The sequence below is a fragment of the Ruegeria sp. YKSD163 genome (genome assembly GCF_059612905.1).
The window spans coordinates 368,734-390,743 of sequence record NZ_JBXWRM010000002.1; the positions used below are offsets into that span (position 1 = coordinate 368,734).

22 protein-coding genes and 2 tRNA genes are annotated in these 22,010 nt (G+C 63.6%); 16 read left to right on the forward strand and 8 right to left on the reverse strand.

Translation table 11 applies throughout. The features are described from left to right. Positions 1 to 286 precede the first annotated feature (286 nt). Positions 287 to 511 carry a DUF1127 domain-containing protein gene (locus AC2FNA_RS04605; protein ID WP_496824819.1) on the forward strand — a complete coding sequence of 75 codons (225 nt, stop codon included), beginning with the start codon at positions 287 to 289 and terminating at the stop codon, positions 509 to 511. Positions 512 to 917: 406 nt separating this feature from the next. Here the strand turns inward: AC2FNA_RS04605 and AC2FNA_RS04610 are convergent, their stop codons facing one another. After that, the gene (locus tag AC2FNA_RS04610; RefSeq protein WP_496824821.1) at positions 918 to 3,527 is read right to left on the reverse strand and encodes an ATP-dependent helicase; all 2,610 of its coding nucleotides are present in this window, start codon (positions 3,525 to 3,527) and stop codon (positions 918 to 920) included. Between the two features lie 258 nt (positions 3,528 to 3,785). Here AC2FNA_RS04610 and AC2FNA_RS04615 point away from each other — a divergent pair, with 258 nt between their 5' ends. The 7 genes from AC2FNA_RS04615 to AC2FNA_RS04645 all read left to right on the forward strand — a co-directional run bounded on the left by AC2FNA_RS04615 (position 3,786) and on the right by AC2FNA_RS04645 (position 13,051). Continuing rightward, a complete protein-coding gene (locus AC2FNA_RS04615) occupies positions 3,786 to 5,528 on the forward strand; it encodes a sensor domain-containing diguanylate cyclase (RefSeq protein ID WP_496825043.1) in 1,743 nt (580 codons plus the stop codon). Between the two features lie 95 nt (positions 5,529 to 5,623). Continuing rightward, positions 5,624 to 6,778: an alpha-hydroxy acid oxidase gene (locus AC2FNA_RS04620; protein WP_496824823.1), complete on the forward strand. Its 1,155-nt coding sequence runs from the start codon at positions 5,624 to 5,626 to the stop codon at positions 6,776 to 6,778. Positions 6,779 to 6,915: 137 nt separating this feature from the next. Next, complete coding sequence (locus tag AC2FNA_RS04625; protein ID WP_496824824.1) at positions 6,916 to 10,353, forward strand: pyruvate carboxylase; 3,438 nt, start codon at positions 6,916 to 6,918, stop codon at positions 10,351 to 10,353. Between the two features lie 173 nt (positions 10,354 to 10,526). Continuing rightward, positions 10,527 to 10,601 (forward strand) — tRNA-Gly (locus AC2FNA_RS04630). A 33-nt stretch (positions 10,602 to 10,634) separates the two neighbouring features. Next, positions 10,635 to 10,709 (forward strand) — tRNA-Gly (locus AC2FNA_RS04635). 161 nt (positions 10,710 to 10,870) lie between these two features. Then, positions 10,871 to 12,223, forward strand: coding sequence for an aminotransferase (locus AC2FNA_RS04640; protein ID WP_496824826.1), 1,353 nt, complete (start codon positions 10,871 to 10,873; stop codon positions 12,221 to 12,223). A gap of 54 nt (positions 12,224 to 12,277) precedes the next feature. Further along, a complete protein-coding gene (locus AC2FNA_RS04645; protein ID WP_496824828.1) occupies positions 12,278 to 13,051 on the forward strand; it encodes a vWA domain-containing protein in 774 nt (257 codons plus the stop codon). On the opposite strand, the gene AC2FNA_RS04650 is transcribed toward AC2FNA_RS04645, so the two are convergent. Further along, positions 13,038 to 13,277 carry an Lrp/AsnC ligand binding domain-containing protein gene (locus AC2FNA_RS04650; RefSeq protein ID WP_044029069.1) on the reverse strand — a complete coding sequence of 80 codons (240 nt, stop codon included), beginning with the start codon at positions 13,275 to 13,277 and terminating at the stop codon, positions 13,038 to 13,040. The two genes, AC2FNA_RS04645 and AC2FNA_RS04650, sit on opposite strands and share 14 nt — an antisense overlap. Before the next feature lie 160 nt (positions 13,278 to 13,437). Here AC2FNA_RS04650 and hisB point away from each other — a divergent pair, with 160 nt between their 5' ends. Beyond that, entirely contained in the window at positions 13,438 to 14,025 is a 588-nt protein-coding gene (gene hisB / locus AC2FNA_RS04655; RefSeq protein ID WP_496824830.1) for an imidazoleglycerol-phosphate dehydratase HisB, read from the forward strand. Further along, on the forward strand, positions 14,025 to 14,663 hold the full coding sequence (gene hisH, locus AC2FNA_RS04660) for an imidazole glycerol phosphate synthase subunit HisH (RefSeq protein ID WP_496824832.1): 639 nt from the start codon (positions 14,025 to 14,027) through the stop codon (positions 14,661 to 14,663). Before hisB ends, hisH begins: the two co-directional genes overlap by 1 nt. An 88-nt stretch (positions 14,664 to 14,751) precedes the next feature. Here hisH and AC2FNA_RS04665 read toward each other — a convergent pair whose 3' ends face one another. Next, positions 14,752 to 15,468, reverse strand: a complete 717-nt coding sequence (locus AC2FNA_RS04665; RefSeq protein WP_496824833.1) for a helix-turn-helix transcriptional regulator — start codon at positions 15,466 to 15,468, stop codon at positions 14,752 to 14,754. Between the two features lie 93 nt (positions 15,469 to 15,561). Between AC2FNA_RS04665 and AC2FNA_RS04670 the strand changes: the two genes are divergently transcribed. Continuing rightward, positions 15,562 to 16,101, forward strand: coding sequence for a peroxiredoxin-like family protein (locus AC2FNA_RS04670; protein ID WP_496824835.1), 540 nt, complete (start codon positions 15,562 to 15,564; stop codon positions 16,099 to 16,101). Positions 16,102 to 16,146: 45 nt separating this feature from the next. Here AC2FNA_RS04670 and AC2FNA_RS04675 read toward each other — a convergent pair whose 3' ends face one another. Continuing rightward, entirely contained in the window at positions 16,147 to 16,545 is a 399-nt protein-coding gene (locus tag AC2FNA_RS04675; RefSeq protein ID WP_234172749.1) for a DUF2147 domain-containing protein, read from the reverse strand. A gap of 132 nt (positions 16,546 to 16,677) precedes the next feature. Between AC2FNA_RS04675 and hisA the strand changes: the two genes are divergently transcribed. From hisA to AC2FNA_RS04700, 5 genes are all read left to right on the forward strand, one after another. Next, positions 16,678 to 17,400 (forward strand): 1-(5-phosphoribosyl)-5-[(5-phosphoribosylamino)methylideneamino]imidazole-4-carboxamide isomerase, encoded by a 723-nt coding sequence (gene hisA / locus AC2FNA_RS04680; RefSeq protein WP_496824837.1) that lies wholly within the window; start codon positions 16,678 to 16,680, stop codon positions 17,398 to 17,400. Between the two features lie 76 nt (positions 17,401 to 17,476). After that, the gene (locus AC2FNA_RS04685) at positions 17,477 to 17,971 is read left to right on the forward strand and encodes a DUF2867 domain-containing protein (RefSeq protein ID WP_496824839.1); all 495 of its coding nucleotides are present in this window, start codon (positions 17,477 to 17,479) and stop codon (positions 17,969 to 17,971) included. Positions 17,972 to 18,004: 33 nt separating this feature from the next. Further along, positions 18,005 to 18,766: an imidazole glycerol phosphate synthase subunit HisF gene (hisF, locus tag AC2FNA_RS04690; protein WP_011046902.1), complete on the forward strand. Its 762-nt coding sequence runs from the start codon at positions 18,005 to 18,007 to the stop codon at positions 18,764 to 18,766. Further along, positions 18,763 to 19,080: a phosphoribosyl-ATP diphosphatase gene (locus AC2FNA_RS04695; protein WP_496824841.1), complete on the forward strand. Its 318-nt coding sequence runs from the start codon at positions 18,763 to 18,765 to the stop codon at positions 19,078 to 19,080. The genes hisF and AC2FNA_RS04695 overlap by 4 nt, the downstream gene beginning before the upstream one ends. 62 nt (positions 19,081 to 19,142) lie before the next feature. Further along, entirely contained in the window at positions 19,143 to 19,703 is a 561-nt protein-coding gene (locus AC2FNA_RS04700; protein WP_496824843.1) for a hypothetical protein, read from the forward strand. On the opposite strand, the gene AC2FNA_RS04705 is transcribed toward AC2FNA_RS04700, so the two are convergent. The 4 genes from AC2FNA_RS04705 to rlmB form a co-directional block, all read right to left on the reverse strand. Then, on the reverse strand, positions 19,700 to 20,170 hold the full coding sequence (locus AC2FNA_RS04705) for a CoA-binding protein (protein WP_496824844.1): 471 nt from the start codon (positions 20,168 to 20,170) through the stop codon (positions 19,700 to 19,702). The two genes, AC2FNA_RS04700 and AC2FNA_RS04705, sit on opposite strands and share 4 nt — an antisense overlap. A 197-nt stretch (positions 20,171 to 20,367) precedes the next feature. Beyond that, a complete protein-coding gene (locus tag AC2FNA_RS04710; protein WP_496824846.1) occupies positions 20,368 to 20,820 on the reverse strand; it encodes a YHS domain-containing (seleno)protein in 453 nt (150 codons plus the stop codon). 96 nt (positions 20,821 to 20,916) lie between these two features. Further along, on the reverse strand, positions 20,917 to 21,150 hold the full coding sequence (locus tag AC2FNA_RS04715; RefSeq protein ID WP_496824848.1) for a hypothetical protein: 234 nt from the start codon (positions 21,148 to 21,150) through the stop codon (positions 20,917 to 20,919). 81 nt (positions 21,151 to 21,231) lie between these two features. Beyond that, complete coding sequence (gene rlmB / locus AC2FNA_RS04720) at positions 21,232 to 22,005, reverse strand: 23S rRNA (guanosine(2251)-2'-O)-methyltransferase RlmB (protein ID WP_496824849.1); 774 nt, start codon at positions 22,003 to 22,005, stop codon at positions 21,232 to 21,234. Between the last annotated feature and the right edge of the window lie 5 nt (positions 22,006 to 22,010).

Genomic DNA, 22,010 nt, shown 5'->3' on the forward strand with positions numbered 1-22,010 from the left:
CGCGTCCGTTTTTTTCGTGCTCAAAATAAAATCACGTCGCGTAAGTCTCAGACGCTCGCTCTTGAGTGGTTCTCGACCGAAAAAAAGCGGCCAAATGCGTCGGATCAGAAAACCTCAATAAAATATGGCGCTTTTAGAGATTCTCGAACTTATCCAAGTAATCTATGCACTTGCTGCATAGCAGCATTGAATCGAAGGGCTATTGTGCACCTGCAGCAATCGCCTATCTTCAGCCTCAAGCAAGCGCCACAACACGGTGCGGACGAAACGGATACGGATAAGAACGATGGCTGTGACAAGCGAACATAGCACCCTGAAAGGCCACCACGGTCTTGGCGTTCTGGCGCTGATCGAGATCGCGCGGAGCCGGTTTGCCGAGCACCGCATCTATCGCCAGACGGTGAACGAACTGTCGGCGCTGTCGGGACGGGAACTGGCCGATCTGGGCCTGCACCGGTCGATGATCAAGCGTGTCGCCATGCAGGCGGCCAAGGACTACACGGCGCGCTGAGCGCCACGAATTTTCGGGATCAGGCCCTTCTCCTCCTCCCTAGGGCCTGAGACGACGCGGCGGCATCCTCCTCCTCCCTGATGCCGCCGCAACAATACCGGCAAAGAAAGCCGGACGCGGATACACCGGGCTCTCCTCCTCCCTGTCCGGTGTAGAAAGCGCGCGGCGGTGCTCTCCTCCTCCCTGCACCGCCGCGACCCCATAACCGGACGATGGTTCGGACAGGATACATTCGGGCTCTCCTCCTCCCTGCCTGGATGTTGCAATGAACGGCGGTGCCCCTCCTCCTCCCTGGGCGCCGCCGTTTTTGTCTTGTGGCAAGGGAAAAGGGATCGGGGGCGCTGCCCCCGCCGCCGGTGGCGGCTCCCCCGGAGTATTTTTGACCAGAAAGAAGCCGCACGCGCACCTAGAACGGCACGTCGTCCTTTGCGGAGAGGAAGCGGGCAACGACCTTCTTGAGTCCGGCCTTGTCGAAATCGACTTCGACCTTGTCGCCCTCGATGCCGATCACCTGTCCATAGCCGAATTTCTGATGAAAGACGCGCTCGCCCAGTGTGAAACTGGCCACCGCGTTGAGATCGATCACCGCGGTGCGGCTTTCGCGGGGTTGTGAAAGCCCATGTTGCCCCTGACGCGCCTGAAGTCGCTTCCACCCTGGGGAGTTATAGCCATCCGCCGCCGCCGCGCGGCTTTCGATGCCGGGGGTGGACATGCCACCGCCATAAAGGCCGGGCGGGGTCAGCACCTCGACATGATCCTCGGGCAATTCGTCGATGAACCGCGAGGGCAGCGCGTTCTGCCATTGGCCGAACACCCGCCGGTTGGCGGCAAAGGAGATGGTACAGACCTCTTCGGCACGGGTGATGCCCACATAGGCCAGCCGCCGCTCCTCTTCGAGCCCCTTGAGGCCGCTTTCATCCATCGATCGCTGGGATGGGAACAGGCCGTCCTCCCATCCCGGCAGGAAGACAGCGGGAAACTCCAGCCCCTTGGCCGCGTGCAGCGTCATGATCGAGACCTTGGCGCCGCCACTGTCCTGTTCGTTGTCCATGACAAGGCTGACATGTTCCAGAAACCCTTGCAGGTTCTCGAAATTGTCCAGCTGATTGACCAGTTCCTTGAGGTTTTCCAACCGCCCCGGCGCCTCTGGCGTCTTGTCGTTCTGCCACATGGCGGTATAGCCGGACTCGTCCAGGATCACCTGCGCCAGCTCGATATGCGACATCTCGGGCGCGCCGAACTGCATCGGGGCAGCACCGTCCTCGATCACAGAATCGTCGTCAAATTCAATCCGGGGTCCGCGCGTCAGTGCGGCCCAGCGGGTCAGCCCATCGGTCAACTCGCCCAACGCCTTGCCGCCCTTGCCCTTGATCAGGCCGCGGTCCACCGCGATCCGCGCACCCTCGACCAACGGCACCCCGTTTTCGCGCGCGACCGCGCGAATGGCCTGCTGCGCCTTGTCGCCCAAGCCACGCTTGGGCGTGTTCACGATCCGCTCAAAGGCGAGGTCGTCATCGGGGCTGGTGACCAGCCGGAAATAGGCCATGGCATCGCGGATCTCCATCCGCTCGTAAAAACGCGGGCCGCCGATCACCTTGTACGGCAGGCCGATGGTCAGGAACCGGTCCTCGAACGCGCGCATCTGATGCGCCGCGCGCACCAGGATGGCGATCTCATCGAGATAAAATCTTGGGAAAGCCGCTTCTAAAGAACGTCCTTCTTGTTGCCTCATTGATAATTCCCAAATGAGACTTTTCCTGCCGTCATCTGCCAAGAAACTTTCGTGCTTCTTTAACTCGTCAAACAAATCCTCTCTTCGATTGAACCCTTTTAATGCACCCAGTTCATCAAGACGCTCTACTTCCCTCATCATCTGATCGGATCGAGAATTTTGCCTTCGCTTGGCAACAGGCGAACTACCATCAACAAGATCTTCGATCTGCTCTCCGATCCAACGGGCCTCTTCTTCGCCATCCCAGTGACCGATCAGACGGACCTCTTCACCATCTCGCGCGGCCGTCCACAGCGCCTTGCCCAACCGCCCCTCGTTGCCACGTATGACGTTGGACGCCGCCGCAAGGATATGCGGGGTCGAGCGGTAATTCTGTTCCAGCCTCACCACATGAGCGCCCGGAAAATCCTTTTCGAACCGCAGGATATTGCCCACTTCGGCGCCGCGCCAGCCATAGATCGACTGGTCGTCATCGCCCACGCAGCAGATGTTGCGATGCCCGCCCGCCAGCAGCCGCAGCCACAGGTATTGGGCGATATTGGTATCCTGGTATTCGTCCACCAGCACATAGCGGAACCAGCGCTGATATTGTTCCAGCACATCCGGGTGGGTCTGGAAAATGGTCACCATGTGCAACAGCAGGTCGCCGAAATCGACCGCATTCAACTCGCGCAGGCGGGTCTGGTACTGGGCATACAGCTCGGGCCCGCGATGGTTATAGGCGCCAGCCTCGGCGGCGGGCAGCTTGTCGGGCGTCAGCGCCTTGTTCTTCCAGCCGTCGATGATATTGGCGAGCAACCGCGCGGGCCAGCGCTTGTCGTCGATATTGGCGGCCTGCACCAGCTGCTTGAGCAGGCGCAGCTGGTCGTCGGTGTCGAGAATGGTGAAGTTCGATTTCAGATCGACCAGTTCCGCATGCCGGCGCAGCAGCTTGACACAGATCGAATGGAAGGTGCCCAGCCAGGGCATGCCCTCGGCAGGCTGGCCCAGCAGACGGCCGACGCGGTTCTTCATCTCGCGCGCGGCCTTGTTGGTAAAGGTCACCGCCAGGATCTCGTTGGGCCGGGCCCGCCCCGTCATCAGCAGATGCACGATGCGCGCGGTCAGCGCCTTGGTCTTGCCGGTGCCCGCGCCCGCCAGCATCAGGACAGGACCATCCAGACGCTCCACCGCCTCGCGCTGAGCGGGGTTGAGGTCATCCAGATACGGCGTGGGGCGCGCCGCCATGGCGCGAGCGGAAAGCGAGACGCCCTCGAAGGCGTCCATGTCGTCATAGCTGCTCATGGGGGCAAATTACGCCGGAACGCGATCGAGGGAAAGGGTTTGTTCACGGCTTGTTCACAGGTTATTTCGGTTCTCCATCGCGTTTTGCAGCAAGTTTAACGATTTTGGCGGAGCGCCGGGGGAATCTGTTAACGGCTTTGTAAACTCGCGCACCCAGCCTTGAGACGGTTTGGGCGAGCGCGGGAGAGAAGCTTGGGACATAGGGCCTCCGTCAGTTGGCAACTAAGATGGGTCGGCCTGGCCCTGTTTCTGAGCACGATGGTGGGCGTCGCCGCCTGGTCGGTGTTTCGCCTGCCCACCCCGGTGGTCGACCGGATGATCGAGTCCGATATCCGCAAACAGGCGCAGCTGTGGACCCGCGGGATCACGATGCATCTGGAGCATCTGCCCGAGATCTTTGCCACCGGCGAGCTTGACGAACATGACATCGAATTCCTGATGTTGATGCCCAGTACCTCGGATGCCTACCGGCTCAAGCTGCTGAACGCAGAGGGGCGGGTGATCTGGTCTACCCGCGGCTCCGAGGTCGGCACGCTTACCCCGGATGCCCCATTCTTTGACGTGGTGGCACGCGGAGGAACCCACTATTCTCTTTTCGAGCGACCGATCACCGAAGTTGACGGCGCCATGCCCGCCGCGCGGGAGGGACAGCAGGACGACGCGCGTTGTATCGCCGAGGTCTATACCCCGGTGATCGTGGACGGCCAGTTTCTGGGGGCCCTGAAATTCTATGCCGATGTCAGCGAGCGCCGACAAACCTTTGCCAAGCGGTTGCAGCTGGTGCTGGCGGCGCTCAGCAGCTTTGCCCTGTTGACCATGTGCGCAACGATGCTGGTGATCTACCGCACCAACCGCGCCCGTTTCGCGGCGCTGCAATCGCGGTCCGAAACCGAACGCACGTTGATGGACGAACAATTGCGGCTGGCGCGCGAGGTGCGGCTGCTGGGCGAGTTGAACGAATGGCTGCAATCCTGCCGCTCGCTGGAGGAGCTGTTCGCGATGGTGTCGCGCTTCATGGAACATATCCTGCCGCATGCCGAGGGCAGTCTTTATGTCTACTCCAACTCTCGTGATGTGCTGGATGGCAGCGCCGGCTGGAACGGCGGCGCATTCAAGGATCATATCCACCCCGAAGCCTGCTGGGGCCTGCGCCGCGGGCGCTCTTATGAATATGGCGCATCCGAGGTGGATTTCGTCTGCGACCATGCCGAACCGCATGACAGGCGACCCTATTTCTGCTTTCCGATCCTGGCTCATGGCGAAACCGTCGGGCTGATGCATCTGCGGGCGCGGGCCGAGGCCGAGGCGGATTTCTCGGCCAGCAAGCGGTTGGCACAGATGTGCGCCGAACAGATCAGTATGGCGATTGCAAACGTGCGAATGCGCGACCAGTTGCACGACCAGTCGGTGCGCGACCCGCTGACGGGCCTGTTCAACCGGCGCCACCTGACCGAGACCCTGCGCAAGCAGCTGCTGCATTGCCAGACCCGTGGTGGCAGGCTCAGCCTGATCGCGGTCGACGTGGATCATTTCAAGAAGTTCAACGATATTCATGGCCACGATGCCGGCGACATGGTGCTGCGCGCGGTCGGCGCAGCGTTGGAACAGGCCTGCGACCGGGACGAGGTGGCCTGTCGCATCGGCGGTGAGGAGTTCATGCTGGTGCTTCCTGACTGCACACCCGACGATGTGATGACACGCGCCGAGTTGCTGCGTCAGTCGGTCGAAGAGGTCACGGTCCGCTATGGCGAAAAGACCCTGCCGCGTGTGACTATCTCGGCCGGGGTAGCGCATTACCCCCGCCACGGAACCATGCCACAGGACCTGATGCGCGCCGCGGACGACGCGCTGTACGAGGCCAAGGGAATGGGGCGCAATCAGGTTCGGGTGGCGCAATCCGCCGGCGCCGATCAGCGCGAACCGTCCGAACCGGAACCTGCGAAAACATCCGTGCCCTCTGACGATCCAGCTCGGGCAGAGGGGAGCTTTGCCGCAGAATAGGCCGGGGCAGGTGACCACCCGCCCCGCCGCAGCGCAGAAAAATCTTGGGCAAATGGCATATCCGGGACTAGACTTTTCCCCAACGTCACCCATTAATGCGCCGCATGGATTTGCACAGTGCGTTTCCCGGTATCATGGACCTGAAATGGCGTGCCCAGCGGCGCCTGCCTCGCTTCGTCTGGGAGTATCTGGACAGCGGTACCGGGGTCGAGGCCACCAAGGCCCGCAACCGGGCGGCGCTTGATCGCATCGGGTTTCTGCCCTCGGTCCTGCATGGCCCGCTCGAACATGATCTGACCACGACGCTCCTCGGCATTGCCTACGCCCTGCCCTTTGGCATCGCACCCGTGGGCATGTCCGGCCTGATCTGGCCCGATGCCGAAGGCCATCTGGCCCGTGCCGCCGCCCGCGCCAACATTCCCTATTGCCTGTCCACCGTCGCGGCACAAAGCCCCGAGGACCTCGCCCCCCATATCGGGCCGCAGGCCTGGTTCCAGCTCTACCCGCCCAAGGACCCGGATATCCGCCGCGATCTGGTCGAGCGGGCGCGGCAGGCCGGGTTCAAGACGCTGGTCCTGACAGTGGATGTGCCAGTCGCCTCCCGCCGCGAGCGGCAGGTCCGTTCGGGCCTGACCCAGCCACCGAAACTGACCCCGCGCCTGCTGGCGCAGGTGGCCATGCGCCCGGCCTGGGCGTTGGGCATGGCCCGCAGCCGCATGCCGCATATGCGCACGCTGGACAAATACAGCCGGGGTCTGACCAATCTGCCACCCACCGCGCATATCGGCTATCTGTTGCGCACCTCACCCACCCAGGATTACGTGGCCTGGCTGCGCGATGCCTGGCAGGGTCCGTTTGTCGTCAAAGGCGTCCTGCGCCCAGAGGATGGCGAACGGATGGAGCGTCTGGGCGTCGATGCGCTCTGGGTTTCGAACCATGCGGGGCGCCAGTTCGACGGTGCCCCGGGCGCGGCCGAGATGTTGCCGCAGATCCGCGCCGCGACCAATCTACCGCTGATCTTTGACAGCGGCGTCGAGGGTGGGCTCGATATCTTGCGCGCGCTGGCGCTGGGAGCCGATTTCGTGATGCTGGGCCGGGCCTTCCACTTCGGGTTGGCCGCGCTGGGCCCGCGCGGTGCCGCCCATGCCATCGACATCCTGCAAAAGGATATCGAATCGAACCTGGGCCAGCTGGGCGCCGCCCGCCTCACCGACCTGCCGCCGACCCGCCCCCTGAGCATCGCACAGTGACCCCATTCGGACCGGGTCATATCGAAATGCGGCGGATGCGAGCGATAACATGCCGGTTCTACCCAGAACTACCAATATCACTGCGGCTATTGTCCGCGTAAATCCCACTGCCAACTAACCAATAACCGGGACCTGCCATGACCGATTTCAAGAAGATCCTGATTGCCAACCGTGGCGAGATCGCCATCCGCGTGATGCGCGCCGCCAACGAGATGGGCAAGAAGACGGTTGCCGTCTATGCCGAAGAGGACAAGCTGGGCTTGCACCGATTCAAGGCCGACGAGGCCTATCGCATCGGCGAGGGCATGGGCCCGGTTGCTGCCTATCTGTCGATCCCCGAAATCATCCGGGTCGCCAAGGAAAGCGGCGCTGACGCGATCCACCCGGGTTATGGCCTGCTGAGCGAGAACCCAGATTTCGTCGATGCCTGTGTCCAGAACGGCATCACCTTCATCGGACCGCGCGCCGAGACCATGCGGTCGCTGGGGGACAAGGCCAGCGCCCGCAAGGTGGCCATCGCCGCCGGTGTTCCGGTGATCCCGGCGACCGAGGTTCTGGGCGACGACATGGACGCCATCCGCAAGGAGGCCGCCGAGATCGGCTATCCGCTGATGCTCAAGGCCTCCTGGGGCGGTGGCGGGCGCGGCATGCGCCCGATCCACAGCGAAAAGGAACTGGCCGAAAAGGTGATGGAAGGCCGCCGCGAGGCCGAGGCCGCATTCGGCAATGGCGAGGGGTATCTGGAAAAGATGATCATCCGCGCCCGCCATGTCGAGGTTCAGATCTTGGGCGACAAACATGGCGAGATCTATCACCTGTGGGAGCGCGACTGCTCGGTCCAGCGCCGCAACCAGAAGGTGGTCGAACGCGCCCCCGCCCCTTATCTGAGCCAGGCCCAGCGCGAGGAACTTTGCGATCTCGGCCGCCGCATCTGCGCCCATGTGAACTATGAATGCGCCGGTACCGTTGAATTCCTGATGGATATGGACAGCGGCAATTTCTACTTCATCGAGGTCAACCCGCGTGTGCAGGTCGAACATACGGTGACCGAAGAGGTGACCGGTATCGACATCGTGCAGGCCCAGATCCTGATCGCCGAGGGCAAACCCTTGGCCGAGGCCACCGGCAAGGCCAGCCAGGACGAGATCGCACTGAACGGCCACGCGTTGCAAACCCGGATCACCACCGAGGATCCGCTCAACAACTTCATTCCCGATTATGGCCGCATCACCGCCTATCGCTCTGCCACCGGCATGGGCATCCGCCTTGATGGCGGCACGGCCTATGCGGGGGGCGTGATCACGCGCTATTACGACTCGCTCTTGACCAAGGTTACCGCCTGGGCGCCGACGCCTGAAAAGGCCATCGCCCGGATGGACCGCGCCCTGCGCGAATTCCGCATCCGCGGGGTCAGTACCAATATCGCCTTTGTCGAGAACCTGCTGAAACACCCGACCTTCCTGTCGAACGAATACACCACCAAGTTCATCGACACGACGCCGGATCTGTTCCAGTTCAAGAAGCGGCGCGACCGGGGCACCAAGGTGTTGACCTATATCGCCGACATCACCGTGAACGGGCATCCCGAAACCCGCGACCGTCCGATGCCCGCCGCCGAGGCCCGCATTCCGAAGCCGCCCGCCAAGCGGGGCGAACCCCGCATGGGCACCCGCAACCTGCTGGAGCAGAAGGGCCCGCAGGCGGTGGCCGACTGGATGAAGGCGCAGCGCCAGCTGCTGATCACCGACACAACCATGCGTGACGGCCACCAGTCGCTGCTGGCAACCCGGATGCGTTCGATCGACATGATCCGGGTGGCACCCGCCTATGCCGCCAACCTGCCGCAACTGTTCAGCGTCGAATGCTGGGGCGGCGCGACCTTTGACGTGGCCTACCGCTTCCTTCAGGAATGCCCGTGGCAGCGTCTGCGCGACCTGCGCGAGGCGATGCCCAACCTGATGACCCAGATGCTGCTGCGCGGCGCCAACGGGGTGGGGTACACCAACTATCCCGACAACGTGGTGCGCGAATTCGTGCGTCAGGCCGCCAAGGGCATCGACGTGTTTCGCGTCTTCGACAGCCTGAACTGGGTCGAAAACATGCGCGTCGCCATGGATGCGGTGGTCGAGCAGAACAAGATCTGCGAAGGCACGATCTGTTACACCGGCGATATCCTGAACCCCGACCGCGCCAAGTATGACCTGAAATACTATGTGGCCATGGGCAAGGAACTGCGCAACGCGGGCGCCCATGTGCTGGGGCTCAAGGACATGGCGGGCCTGTTGAAACCCGCCGCGGCCAAGGTGCTGATCCGCGCCCTCAAGGAAGAGGTGGGCCTGCCCATCCACTTCCACACCCATGACACCGCCGGCATTGCCAGCGCCACCATCCTCGCCGCTTCCGAGGCCGGGGTGGACGCGGTCGATTGCGCGATGGACAGCTTCTCGGGCAATACCAGCCAGGCGACGCTGGGTACCGTCGTCGAGGCGCTGCGCCATACCGACCGCGACACCGGGCTGGACATCAAAGCGATCCGCGAGATCAGCGATTACTTCGAAGCGGTGCGCGGACAATACGCGGCCTTTGAAAGCGGGCTTCAGGCCCCTGCCTCCGAGGTCTATCTGCACGAGATGCCCGGCGGCCAGTTCACCAACCTCAAGGCGCAGGCGCGCTCGATGGGGCTGGAGGAGCGTTGGCATGAGGTGGCGCAGATGTATGCCGACGTGAACCAGATGTTCGGCGATATCGTCAAGGTCACGCCCAGCTCCAAGGTTGTGGGCGACATGGCGCTGATGATGGTCAGCCAGGGCCTGACCCGCGCCCAGGTCGAGGACCCGAAGAGCGACGTGGCCTTCCCGGATTCGGTCATCGACATGATGCGCGGCAATCTGGGCCAGCCCCCGGGCGGTTTCCCCACGACGATCCTGACCAAGGTGCTGAAGGGCGAGGCGCCCAATACCGAGCGCCCCGGCGCCCATCTGCCGCCCGTCGATCTGGAAGCGGTGCGGGCCAAGGTCTCGGCCGAGCTTGAGGGCAAGGAGGTCGATGACGAGGACCTGAACGGCTATCTCATGTATCCCAAGGTGTTCATGGATTACATGGGCCGGCATCGCCAATACGGCCCCGTCCGCACCCTGCCCACCCGCACCTTCTTTTACGGGATGGAACCGGGCGAAGAGATCACTGCCGAGATCGACCCCGGCAAGACGCTGGAAATCCGCTGCCAGGCCATCGGCGAGACCGACGAAAATGGCGAGGTCAAGGTGTTCTTTGAACTCAACGGTCAGCCCCGGGTGATCCGGGTGCCGAACCGGCTGGTGAAGTCCACCACCATGCAGCGCCCCAAGGCCGAGCCGGGCAATGCCAACCACCTGGGCGCACCGATGCCCGGCGTGGTGGCCACCGTCGCGGTGCAGGCCGGACAACAGGTCAAGGCAGGCGATCTGCTGCTGACCATCGAAGCGATGAAGATGGAAACCGGCATCCACGCCGAGCGCGACGCCACCGTCAAGGCGGTGCATGTCCAGCCCGGCGGCCAGATCGATGCCAAGGACCTGCTGGTCGAGCTGGAATAAGCGGAAACCCACCGCCAGAGACAGGCCGCGCCCCCACCCGGGGCGCGGCCTTTTTCATGTCCGCACAACTCGACGGAGACCCCGTAAACCGGGTGAAGAATTTTCTCTCCAGCCCGCATTTTCCACTTGCAGGCCCCGGCAGTAGTTTATATCTCCCTCCTCACTCAAACGGGGCGGGCGTAGCTCAGGGGTAGAGCATTACCTTGCCAAGGTAAGGGTCGTGAGTTCGAATCTCATCGCCCGCTCCAGATTGAGACCTCAGGCCGGATGGCCAAACGGATGCGGGCGTAGCTCAGGGGTAGAGCATTACCTTGCCAAGGTAAGGGTCGTGAGTTCGAATCTCATCGCCCGCTCCAGATACTCGAACAGGCCGCCCAATGGGCGGTCTTTCGCGTTTCGGGAGGGTTATCCGTCGCACCCTCATTTTGATCAAAAATTTTGACGCCGCCTGCGATCTGCGGCAATGCTTGGCGCAACTGACTCGCCGCCCCGTGCGGCTAACCGGAGGTATCTGGCCATGGCCCCTGTGATCTATCCCACCACCAACCTTGCCGCCACCGAACAGCTTGTGCTGGACCATGGCAAGGGCATCTATGTCTACGATGCGGACGGCAACGAGTATATCGAGGGGCTGGCCAGTCTCTGGTGCACCTCGCTGGGCTATGACAATGCAGAGGTGATCGGCGCGATCACCGATCAGCTGAACAAGCTGCCCTTCTCACACACCTTTGGCGGCAAGACCCATGAGCCGATCATGAAGCTTGCCGAAAAGCTCAAGGCGATGGTGCCGGTCGAGGATGCCTATTTCTTCTTCGGCAACTCAGGTTCGGATGCCAACGACACCCATTACAAGATGCTGCGCTATTACTTCAACGCTATCGGTAAGCCGGAAAAGCGCAAGATCATCACCCGCGAGCGCGGCTATCACGGGGTGACCGTGGCCGCAGGCTCTCTGACCTCGCTGCCTGCGAACCTGGCGCATTTCGATGCGCCCGTCGAGGCGCTGCATATCCTGCGCTCGGACGCGCCGCATTACTATACCGGGCGTCAGGGCAACGAGACCGAGGCGCAGTTCGTCGACCGTATCCTCGACAATCTAGAGAAACAGATCCTGGCCGAAGGCGCCGATACCATCGCCGCGATGATCGTCGAGCCGATCACCGGCGCTTCGGGTGTGATCGTGCCGCCCGAAGGCTATTACGAGAAACTCCAGGCCCTTCTGCGCAAGCATGACATTCTGGTCTGGGCGGATGAGGTGATCTGTGGCTTTGGCCGCACCGGCGCCGATTTCGGCTGCACCACCATGGGGATCAAGCCCGACCTGATGACCTTTGCCAAGCAACTCAGCTCGGCCTATTTCCCGATCTCGGCCTCGGTCATCCCGGGCTGGATGTATGAAAAGATGATCGCGCCTTCGGCGGCGGTCGGCGTGTTCGGCCATGGCTATACCTATTCCGGGCATCCGGTGGCCTGCGCCGCGGCGCTGAAAACGCTGGAGATCTACGAGCGCGACAAGATCTTCGAGCATGCGGCCGATGTGGGCGCTCATATGCAGGAGCAGCTGCGCGCCGTTTTCACCGATCACCCGCTGGTGGGCGAGGTGCGCGGCAAAGGACTGATCGCGGCGCTGGAGCTGGTGTCGAACAAGACCACCGGTGCCACCATCGAAAAAGGCGCGGGCGGCGCCACCGTTCAGCGGCTGGCACAGGAAAACGGTCTGCTGATCCGTGCGGTCGCGGGCAATTCCGCCGCGCTCTGCCCGCCGTTGATCATCACCAAGGAAGAGGTGGACGAGATGCTGCGCCGCCTCAAGAAAGCCGTCGACGCCGCCTATGCCGAGTTGAAGGACAAAGGGCTGCTCGCCGCCTGACCCTTCGACCTTTGGCGCATGGACAGATCGCCGGTGCCTCGGCCAAGCTGGGGCATGGAGCGCGACTCTGACATCCCGGCATCCGGTCGATCCGGACGCGCCGCCCGTGTGGCGGCGCTTCTTGTTGCGGGTCTCGCTCCTGCGCCCGCAATCGGCGAGGCCGACTGCACCAGCGATGCGATGATCGTGTTCGATGCCTCCGGCTCGATGGCCGAGATGGGGTATAATGGCCTCGACCGGCCGCGTATCCTGGACGCGCGTGAGGCGATGCATGACACCCTGCCCCGGATTGCCACCCTGCGCCGGCTGGGTCTGGTCACATATGGTGCCGCCATGGACGGCGCAGCGGACGCTGATCTGTGCAAGAGGGTCTCGATGCCCTTTGCCCCAAGCCCCGATGCAGCGGGGCCAATCCTGAATCTCATCGACGGGATCGAGCCCGATGGCAACACCGCGCTGACCGATGCCGTCGACCTGGCCGCCCGCGTGTTTGACCAGCCCCCCCGTCCCGGCGTCATTGTGCTGGTCACAGATGGCGAAGAAACCTGCGGCGGCGCACCCTGCGCCCTGGCCACCGATCTGGCCCGCACCGCACCCGGCCTGACCGTGCATGTGATCGGGTTCCGGGTGCGTTCGCAATTCTTCGGCTGGGAAGGGGGCGACGGCAACCCCACCGTCCCCGAGACGATCAGCCCGGCCGAATGCCTGGCCCAGGCCACCGGCGGGGAATATGTCTCGACCGAGACCGTCGAAGAGTTGATCCGCGCCCTGAACCAGACGCTGGGCTGTCCTCTGTACGGGGCGCTGGCTCCGCTCAGAACGCCTTGAACGTCATCGTGGTCAGCGAGCGTTCGATATTGGGGATCACCAGCAGATGGTCGTTGATATACTTGCCCACATCCGCGCCCGCCGGGATGTAGAGCTTCATCAACAGATCATATTCGCCGCTGGTGGAATAAAGCTCGGAATGAATTTCGCGCAGCGCGATGTCTTCGGCCACCTTGTAGGTGCTGCCGGGCTTGCAGCGGATCTGGATGAATACGCAGGTGGTCATGCCGCCTCTCTCATGCTGGTTCGACCAAAGGCTGACACGCGCCGAAGCCGGGTGCAATCCCCTGTTTTCGCGCAACAGATTGGTACGTGCGTGTTGCGGCGCTCTGGCTTTTGCACGCGCCCCATGCCAAAAGCCAGCCAAGATCAGAAGGAACCCGCCCATGCGCCGTGCCAGCATCAGCCGCCAGACCGCCGAGACCGAGATCTCGGTCGATATCAATCTCGACGGGACCGGAGCCTATGACAACCAGACCGGCGTCGGCTTCTTCGACCATATGCTGGACCAACTGGCGCGCCATTCGCTGATCGACATGACGATCAGCGCCAAGGGCGACTATCACATCGACGATCACCACACGGTCGAGGATACCGGCATCGCGCTGGGTCAGGCGCTGAGCGCCGCGCTTGGCGACAAGCGGGGCATCCGCCGCTATGGCGAATGCCACCTGCCGATGGATGACGCGCAGGTGCGCTGCGCGCTCGACCTGTCGGGGCGGCCCTTCCTGGTGTGGAACGTGGACCTGCCGACGGCCAAGATCGGCACGTTCGACACAGAGCTGGTGCGCGAGTTCTTTCAGGCACTCAGCACCCATGGCGGCATGACCTTGCATGTCGACCAGCTGCACGGGCTGAACAGCCACCACATCGCCGAGGCCGCGTTCAAGGCGGTGGCCCGTGCCCTGCGTCAGGCGGTGGAGGCGGACCCGCGCAAGGGCGACGCCATCCCCTCGACCAAGGGCACGCTCTGATGCTCACCGCCATCATCGACTACGAATCGGGCAACCTGCACTCGGCCGAAAAGGCGTTTCAGCGCATGGCGCGCGAGACCGGCGCGGGCGAGGTGGTGGTGACTTCGGACGCCGATGTGGTGGCCGGGGCCGACCGGCTGGTGCTGCCGGGCGACGGCGCCTTTCCCGCCTGCGCCGCCGAGTTGCGCGGGCACAAGGGCCTATATGACGCGATGGTCGAGGCGGTGGAGCAGAAGGGTCGCCCCTTTCTGGGCATCTGCGTCGGCATGCAACTGATGGCCACCACCGGTCACGAGTATGAAGAGACCCCCGGTCTGGGCTGGGTCGCGGGCGACGTGGTGCGGATTACGCCTGCGGATGCGGCGCTGAAAGTGCCACATATGGGTTGGAACGATCTGGTGCTCGAGGCGGCGCATCCGATCTTTGACGGGATCACCAGTGGCGATCACGTCTATTTCGTGCATTCCTATCACTTCCGGGTGACAAACCCCGCCGAACGGCTGGCGCATGTGGACTATGGCGGGCCGGTCACTGCGGTGGTCGGGCGCGACACCATGGTTGGCTTGCAGTTCCACCCCGAGAAAAGCCAGGTCATCGGCCTGCGCATGATCGGCAATTTCCTGACCTGGACCCCCTGAAAGGGGGGCCGTTTTCCGGCACGGAAAACGGCTCGGAAAACAGATGTTTTCCGGGCCGGAGTTCTTGCAGAACTCCGGCGTCCCGGCTTCACCCGGCGCGCAGCGACATCGGCGCCACCCCATGGGCGCGGCGGAAGGCGCGGGCAAAGGCCTCGGGCGAGCCATAGGCATAGCGACGTGCCACCCGGTCTACCCGGTCGCCGCGACCGAGATCCTGCGCGGCAAGGATCAGCCGCCAGCGCCTGAGATATCCCATCGGGCTCTCGCCCACCTGCGCAGCGAAAAGCTCGGCAAAGCGCGACAGCGACAGCCCCGCCTCGGCCGCCAGATCGCCATTGGTCCAAACCCGGCCCGGACGGTCATGCATCGCCACGATTGCCCGGCTGAGGCGCGGGTCGGCGAGCCCGGCCAACAGGCCTGGGCGGGTCGCGCCCTGCGCGATCTGGTCCCGCAAGAGCCGCACCATCAGCACCTCGGCCAGCCGGTTGACCACCGATTGCGCCCCGCAGCGCTGTGCCGCGACCTCGACACGGATCAACTCGACCACCGCGCGCGCCTCGGGATCCGCGCTCAGATCGAAGCGCACCACTTCGGGCAGCGCGGCCAGAAACGGGTTGCTCTCGCCCGACCAACTGACCCGCGCCGCGAAAAGCGGATCGCCCACCTGCCCCGTGCCCGCAGGATAGAGCAGCAATTCAACCGGCGCCCCGTCAGCCCCAGCCAGGGCCAGCAGATTGGCTTTCTCCGGCGCGGCGGCCTCGACCCGCAGCTGGAACCGCTCCATCAATGTTGTCAGCCTGTCCATGCCAATATCGGAGCCTTTGTCAGGAATTTCGGGTTTCTCGAACACTAAGCCCTGCGACAAGGCGGGACAACTCACATCCCAAGGAGATCTCCGATGCTGATGCCCCGCCAGACCACCCCGCCCCTGTCGCTGCCGCTGGTGGGCGGTGGCCGGTTCGATCTAAGTGCCGAAACCTCGACACGCGGCACGCTGATCTGTTTCTATCGCGGCCTGCATTGCCCTATCTGCGCCACCTATCTGAAAGAGCTCGAGAAGCGGGTGGCGGATTTCGCCGAACGCGGCGTGTCCTGCGTCGCGGTCAGCTCGGACAGCGAGGAGCGGGCGCAGGCGATGGCAGACAAGGTCGGAGGCGAGCGCGCTTTGCGCTTTGCCTATGACCTGCCTTTGGCTGAGGCGCGCGACTGGGGGCTCTATATCTCGACCTCGCGCGGCAAGACCTCAATCGGGATCGAGGAGCCGGCGCTGTTCTCGGAGCCGGGCCTGTTCCTGGTCACGCCCGAACGCACGCTCTATTACGGCGCGGTGCAGACCATGCCCTTTGTGCGTCCGCATTTCGCGGAATTGGTGGCGGCGCTGGATTTCGCGATCCCAAACAACTATCCCGCGCGCGGTGAATATACCGGCGCTGTCTGAGCGCGGGGACAGGCGGCAGGGGTCAGCGCCCCTGCCCCATCTGGCTTAGTTGACGCGTTTCCAGGCCTGCCCACGGCAGATCAGGCCACCGGCGACGCAGCCCTTGACGGTCAGCGTATTGCCCGCAAGCGACATTTTCGAGCCATAGGTCTTGCCAGAATCCGGGGCCCAGATCTGGCCCCCGGAATAGGAACCGTCGCCACCGGGCTGCATGTCCCACAACATGCGCTTGCCGGCATGTTCGTAATCGCTCTGCTTGGCCCCGTTCTTGTCATAGGCGGCCTTGATGGTACCGCAGACCTGTGCGCCGCAGGGCGCGATGGCCACATGCAGGTAACCGCCAGTATCGCCCGGCTCGGTCTGCCAGGTACCCGCGGCAGGATCTGCCACCGCCATGCCGGCCAGAGCCAGGGTCGCACTTGCGGCCAGAATTAATCTCTTCATCCGATATCCTCCCACTTTTGCGCCACTGTGACGCGGGCTGCGCATTTGGGGCAAGCCTGACCTTGGGTCGCGTTGCGCAGCAGGGCGCAACATGCGATATCGCGCCCGACTGTCAGCAGAAAGCCGCTCAACATGATCCTCTATCCCGCAATCGACCTCAAGGATGGCCAGGCCGTGCGTCTCGTGCATGGCGAGATGGACCAGGTCACGGTGTTCAACGACAACCCCGCCGCGCAGGCGCTGGAGTTTGTCGCGGCGGGCTGCGAATGGCTGCATCTGGTCGATCTCAACGGCGCCTTTGCCGGAGAGCCGGTCAATGCCGCCCCGGTCGAGGCGATCCTGGAGCAGTGCAAGGTGCCTGCTCAGCTGGGCGGCGGCATCCGCGACATGGCCACCATTGAACGCTGGCTGGACAAGGGGCTGGCCCGGGTGATCCTGGGCACCGTGGCGGTCGAAAACCCCGATCTGGTGCGCGAGGCGGCGCGGGCTTTCCCCGGCAAGGTGGCCGTGGGCATCGACGCCCGCAACGGCCGCGTCGCCACCAAGGGCTGGGCCGAAGAGACCGACGTGATGGTCACCGACTTGGCCAAATCCTTCGAGGATGCGGGCGTGGCCGCGATCATCTATACCGACATCCTGCGCGACGGCGCCATGAAGGGACCGAATATCGAGGCAACTGCCGATCTGGCGCGCGCCGTGTCGATCCCGGTCATCGCCTCGGGCGGGGTCTCCTCGCTGGAGGATCTGATTGCGCTGCGCGACTGCGGAGCTTCGCTGAACGGCGCGATTTCGGGCCGGGCGCTCTATGACGGGGCGCTGGATCTGAAGCAGGCGCTGGCGGCGCTGAAGGGCTGAGGACTGCGACACCGCGCCCGGTTCCGATGCCGGGCGCTTTGCGATGTGATCCGGGCAAACCGCAAGGGAAACGCCCATGACCCGATCCGGCCCTCTCGTTGTCAAGGCACCGCTGCCCGCGACCGCGCAACTTTGGCAGGCAGTGCAGCCTGGCGATTTCACCGACGGCTATGCGGTCGAGAGCCGGATATCACCGCGCGAAGCCGCCGAGATCGGGCTGGCCCTGCCCGGCTGGGCCAATACTCTCTTGCGGCTGCGCAACTGGATCGTGCGGCCACTTGGCCTCAAGACCGAGATGTCCGACAGCGGTGACAAGGCGATTTTTCCGGTGACCTACGAAGATGCGGAAGAGTTGATCATCGGTACCGATGACAGCCACCTGAACTTTCGCATCTCGTTGGTGCAACGGGCCGGGCGGCTGCACATGGCGACCTGGGTGCACCGCAACAACCTGCTGGGGCGGGTCTATCTGGCGGTGGTGATGCCGTTTCACATCCTGATCGTGCGCGGGGCCATGCGCCGCATCGCCCGGCACGGCGGCGCGATTGCATCCGCGCCGGGGGCACAGTAAAGACGGGCGACCCCGGCAACCCGCGAGCCCGCCATGCTGAAAACCCGCATCATCCCCTGTCTCGACGTGGCCGATGGCCGCGTGGTCAAGGGCGTGAATTTCGTCGGCCTGCGCGATGCGGGCGACCCGGTGGACGCCGCCCGCGCCTATGACGCGGCGGGTGCCGACGAGATCTGTTTCCTCGACATCCATGCCACCCATGAAAACCGCGGCACCATGTTCGACGTGGTCAGCCGCACCGCCGAGCAGTGTTTCGTACCGCTCACCGTGGGCGGTGGCGTGCGCACCCATGCGGATGTGCGCGCGCTCTTGCTGGCCGGCGCCGACAAGGTCAGCTTCAACTCGGCCGCGGTGGCCAATCCGGATGTCATTGCCGAGGCCGCCGACCGGTTCGGCAGCCAATGCATCGTCTGCGCCATCGACGCCAAGACGGTGGAGCCGGGCCGCTGGGAGATCTTTACCCATGGCGGGCGCAAGCCCACCGGGATCGACGCGGTGGAGTTCGCCCGTCTTGTCACCGCCAAGGGCGCCGGTGAGATCCTGCTGACCTCGATGGACCGGGATGGCACCAAATCGGGTTTCAACCTGCCGCTGACCCGCGCCATCGCCGATGCGGTCGACGTGCCGGTGATCGCCTCGGGCGGCGTCGGCACGCTGGATCACCTGGTCGAGGGTGTGACCGAGGGGCATGCCAGCGCCGTACTCGCCGCCTCGATCTTTCACTTTGGCGAATACACCATCCGCGAGGCCAAGGAACACATGGCCGCCGCCGGCATCCCGATGAGGCTGACATGAGCATCCTGCACGACCTTGCCGCCACCATCGAGGCCCGCAAGGGCGCCGACCCGGACAGCAGCTGGACCGCCAAGCTGCTGGCCAAGGGTCCCGAGAAATGCGCCGAGAAATTCGGTGAAGAGGCGATCGAGGCGATCATCGAAGCGGTGAAGGGCGACAGGGCCAAACTCGTGTCCGAGGGCGCCGACGTGCTGTACCATTTCCTCGTCATGCTGGCCGCACGCGACGTGGCGCTGGACGATGTGCTGGCCGAATTGGCCCGCCGTCAGGGCCAGAGCGGCATCGCCGAGAAGGCGGCGCGGCCCAAAGGTTGACGCTCCGGCGCTGAGCAGTACGATCCAGGCACCGGAACCGACGATCCCAACCGAGGTATCCCATGATCACATTCCGCGCCCTGCTCGCCACGCTGGCCGTGCTGCTGCTGTCCGCGTGTAGCGACACGCAAGCCATCAGCCAGAAAGATGTGAACGCTTTGGCGCAACAACTGCGCGCGCTTGGTCCCGGTGTCGACCCCGCCGAGGCACAGCGCGCCGCTGAAATCTCCTATAACTATGGTCGGCAACTGGCACGCGAGTATAACGTCACCAGCAGCCCCATCGTGCATAACGCCAAGGTTCTCAACGGGTTCCGCGAGCGTGGCCTGTGCGTGCACTATGCCCAGGACATGCAAAAGCGCCTGAATCAGGAGAACTTCCGCACTCTGGTCGTGCATCGCGCCATTGCCGACCCTGACAGCATCTGGCGCATCGATCACAGCACCGCCATCCTCAGCCGCCGGGGCGATGACATGTTCGACGGCATCGTGCTGGATCCCTGGCGCAATGCGGGAGAGCTGTTTTGGGCCCCCACCCGCGCGGATACGCGCTACAACTGGCGCCCCCAGCGCGAGGTGCTGGAGAAGAAAGCCGCCGAGAAACTGGCGCGTCAGCCTTCTTAAAGCTTGGACGAGATGATGCCGGTGGCGAAACCGCCCATGCGCAATTCGCCAAAGAGCCGCTGATATTCGATCTTTGGGCAGCGGTTCTGGATCACGTCGATCCCGCGCGCCTCGGCCTGCGCTGCGGCCCCGGCATGCTCGACCCCGATCTGCATCCAGATCGTCTTGAGACCGGGAAAGGCCTCCAGCGCCTCCTCGACGATGGCCGGCACCGTATCAGAGCGGCGAAAGATATCGACCATGTCCACCGGTTCGCTGATCTCGGACAGACCTGCGCGCACCGTCTCGCCGAACAGGCGCTGACCAGCATGGCCCGGATTGACCGGGATCACCCGGTACCCTTTCAGCCCCAGATAGCGGGCCACGTAATAGCTGGGGCGCACCGGGTTCATCGACACGCCAACAACGGCAATCACCTTTGTGCGCTTGAGAATCTGTTTCAGATGATCGTCGGAATAGTCTGGCATGAGCGAACCCTAATCCACCCGGATACAAGAAAAAAGCGCCCAAGTCATGCTTGGGCGCCAGGTACGGAACGAGGGACAGTGAAATGACGCACGGCAGTTCCAGTCCGCGGTCATTGTGACATTTAGGCACTCATCTTCAGAAAAAAAGAGGGGCAACCCAAAAATTGTGATGACAGAGCTTCGCCGCAGCCGCCGAATTACCGGTCCAGGACGGCCGGCCAGTTGCGGCGGGCGCCGTCGATATTGCCCGCGATATCCTCGGCCCAGAGCCGGGCAACCTCGGGAGAGTGGATGAGAAACAACTCTCCATCGACGATCTGCCAGGCGGTCGGATCGGTGTCGGTGGTATAGCCGCGCGCGACCGCATAGGCGCAGTAACCGCCGAATTGCGGGGCAAAGGCGCGCGGATTGGCCTCGAACGCGGCGCGGTTCTCGTGGCTGGCGAAATGCCAGAGCACCCCTTTCCACATCACCGCGATTGTAGGCGCCCCCGGTACCGGGGTGCCTTCGGTGAAATAGGCCACCGTGTCATAGCCACGAATCGCAGCGCCGTCTTCGGCAAAGAAAACGGGTGTCTCAGCCCAAAGCGGCAGGGCAGCGGCGGTCAGGACACCGGCAAGGCCGGTCAAGAGGGTACGTCGGTTCAGCATCGTCACGCGATAAGGTTTCGTCGTGGGATAAAATGCCGTTCTCGCAGCCAATAGGAAAGAGACTTGACGGTTATGTGATCGACCCGTGTGCAAGACTCAGTCGAAGATATCCTCGACCTTGTCCCAGACCTCGTCCAGGGCGCGCGAGAACAGCCCCTTGCGCTTCTTTTGCTTCTTCGGCTTGCGCTTCTTGTCCGGCGTTTGCTGCGGTTGCGAAACGACCTGCTCAACGTCCGGTTTCAAAGGTACCGGCGCGGGCATCGTTCGCTCTGCGGCTGGGGCTGCCTCCACCTGCTGGATGGGCGCGCCGCAGGCCTCGCAAGCCAGCATGCCCGACCTCCCCGCCGCAAGTGTCGCGCGGGCGCCGCAGTAACAGCAGGTGACAAGCTTGGGCATGGGGTCTGGGTCCGGTTAATGCGCTTTGGAAGCATATAGGGCGATTGCCGCCGCATTCGAGACGTTGAGCGAGCCGAAACCGCCCGCCGCGTCGATCTTGACCAGCTTGTCGACCGTTTCCTTGGTCTTTTGACGCAGCCCCGGCCCCTCGGCCCCCAGCACCAGCGCCACCGCACGGTCTGTTTGTCCGGCAAGCGCGGCCTCGATGGTCTCGTCGGCCTCACCATCCAGCCCCAGAACCAGATAGCCCATACCCTGCAACTCGGTGATCGCATCGGCCAGGTTGCGCACCCGCAGATAGGGCTGCCGTTCCAACGCGCCGCTGGCTGTCTTGGCCAGGGCACCGGTTTCAGGCGCGGAATGGTGGCGGGTGCCGATTACGGCGCTTGCGCCCAGCACCTCGGCCGAACGCAGGATGGCGCCGACGTTATGCGGGTCGGTCACCCGGTCGAGCAGAATCAGGCGCGGGCTTTCCGCCCCGATCGCCACCTCGGCCAGGCTGCCCCAGTTGAGCGGCTTGACCTCAAGCGCTGCGCCCTGATGGACCGACCCTGGGTCGATCGGCGCGGTGAATTTTCGGGCATCGGCCAGTTCCGGCTCGATCCCTGCCGCGTCGATGGCCTCGGCCAGTTTTTCCCGCGCGTTCAGGGTCACGATCAGGCGGAGTTTTTCACGTTTCGGGTTCATCAGAGCATCGCGCACGGCATGCAGGCCAAACAGCCAGACCGTCTCGGAGGCGGACGCTTTTTTGGCCTGTTCCTTCTCGACGACCCATTTCGGTTTCTTCATGTTCA

Excerpts from the sequence above, each read along its gene's own strand:
- AC2FNA_RS04605 (WP_496824819.1), top strand. The coding sequence starts at position 287 with ATGGCTGTGACAAGCGAACATAGCACCCTGAAAGGCCACCACGGTCTT.
- AC2FNA_RS04610 (WP_496824821.1), bottom strand. The coding sequence starts at position 3,527 with ATGAGCAGCTATGACGACATGGACGCCTTCGAGGGCGTCTCGCTTTCC.
- AC2FNA_RS04615 (WP_496825043.1), top strand. The coding sequence starts at position 3,786 with ATGGTGGGCGTCGCCGCCTGGTCGGTGTTTCGCCTGCCCACCCCGGTG.
- AC2FNA_RS04620 (WP_496824823.1), top strand. The coding sequence starts at position 5,624 with ATGCGCCGCATGGATTTGCACAGTGCGTTTCCCGGTATCATGGACCTG.
- AC2FNA_RS04625 (WP_496824824.1), top strand. The coding sequence starts at position 6,916 with ATGACCGATTTCAAGAAGATCCTGATTGCCAACCGTGGCGAGATCGCC.
- AC2FNA_RS04640 (WP_496824826.1), top strand. The coding sequence starts at position 10,871 with ATGGCCCCTGTGATCTATCCCACCACCAACCTTGCCGCCACCGAACAG.
- AC2FNA_RS04645 (WP_496824828.1), top strand. The coding sequence starts at position 12,278 with ATGGAGCGCGACTCTGACATCCCGGCATCCGGTCGATCCGGACGCGCC.
- AC2FNA_RS04650 (WP_044029069.1), bottom strand. The coding sequence starts at position 13,277 with ATGACCACCTGCGTATTCATCCAGATCCGCTGCAAGCCCGGCAGCACC.
- hisB (WP_496824830.1), top strand. The coding sequence starts at position 13,438 with ATGCGCCGTGCCAGCATCAGCCGCCAGACCGCCGAGACCGAGATCTCG.
- hisH (WP_496824832.1), top strand. The coding sequence starts at position 14,025 with ATGCTCACCGCCATCATCGACTACGAATCGGGCAACCTGCACTCGGCC.
- AC2FNA_RS04665 (WP_496824833.1), bottom strand. The coding sequence starts at position 15,468 with ATGGACAGGCTGACAACATTGATGGAGCGGTTCCAGCTGCGGGTCGAG.
- AC2FNA_RS04670 (WP_496824835.1), top strand. The coding sequence starts at position 15,562 with ATGCTGATGCCCCGCCAGACCACCCCGCCCCTGTCGCTGCCGCTGGTG.
- AC2FNA_RS04675 (WP_234172749.1), bottom strand. The coding sequence starts at position 16,545 with ATGAAGAGATTAATTCTGGCCGCAAGTGCGACCCTGGCTCTGGCCGGC.
- hisA (WP_496824837.1), top strand. The coding sequence starts at position 16,678 with ATGATCCTCTATCCCGCAATCGACCTCAAGGATGGCCAGGCCGTGCGT.
- AC2FNA_RS04685 (WP_496824839.1), top strand. The coding sequence starts at position 17,477 with ATGACCCGATCCGGCCCTCTCGTTGTCAAGGCACCGCTGCCCGCGACC.
- hisF (WP_011046902.1), top strand. The coding sequence starts at position 18,005 with ATGCTGAAAACCCGCATCATCCCCTGTCTCGACGTGGCCGATGGCCGC.
- AC2FNA_RS04695 (WP_496824841.1), top strand. The coding sequence starts at position 18,763 with ATGAGCATCCTGCACGACCTTGCCGCCACCATCGAGGCCCGCAAGGGC.
- AC2FNA_RS04700 (WP_496824843.1), top strand. The coding sequence starts at position 19,143 with ATGATCACATTCCGCGCCCTGCTCGCCACGCTGGCCGTGCTGCTGCTG.
- AC2FNA_RS04705 (WP_496824844.1), bottom strand. The coding sequence starts at position 20,170 with ATGCCAGACTATTCCGACGATCATCTGAAACAGATTCTCAAGCGCACA.
- AC2FNA_RS04710 (WP_496824846.1), bottom strand. The coding sequence starts at position 20,820 with ATGCTGAACCGACGTACCCTCTTGACCGGCCTTGCCGGTGTCCTGACC.
- AC2FNA_RS04715 (WP_496824848.1), bottom strand. The coding sequence starts at position 21,150 with ATGCTGGCTTGCGAGGCCTGCGGCGCGCCCATCCAGCAGGTGGAGGCA.
- rlmB (WP_496824849.1), bottom strand. The coding sequence starts at position 22,005 with ATGAAGAAACCGAAATGGGTCGTCGAGAAGGAACAGGCCAAAAAAGCG.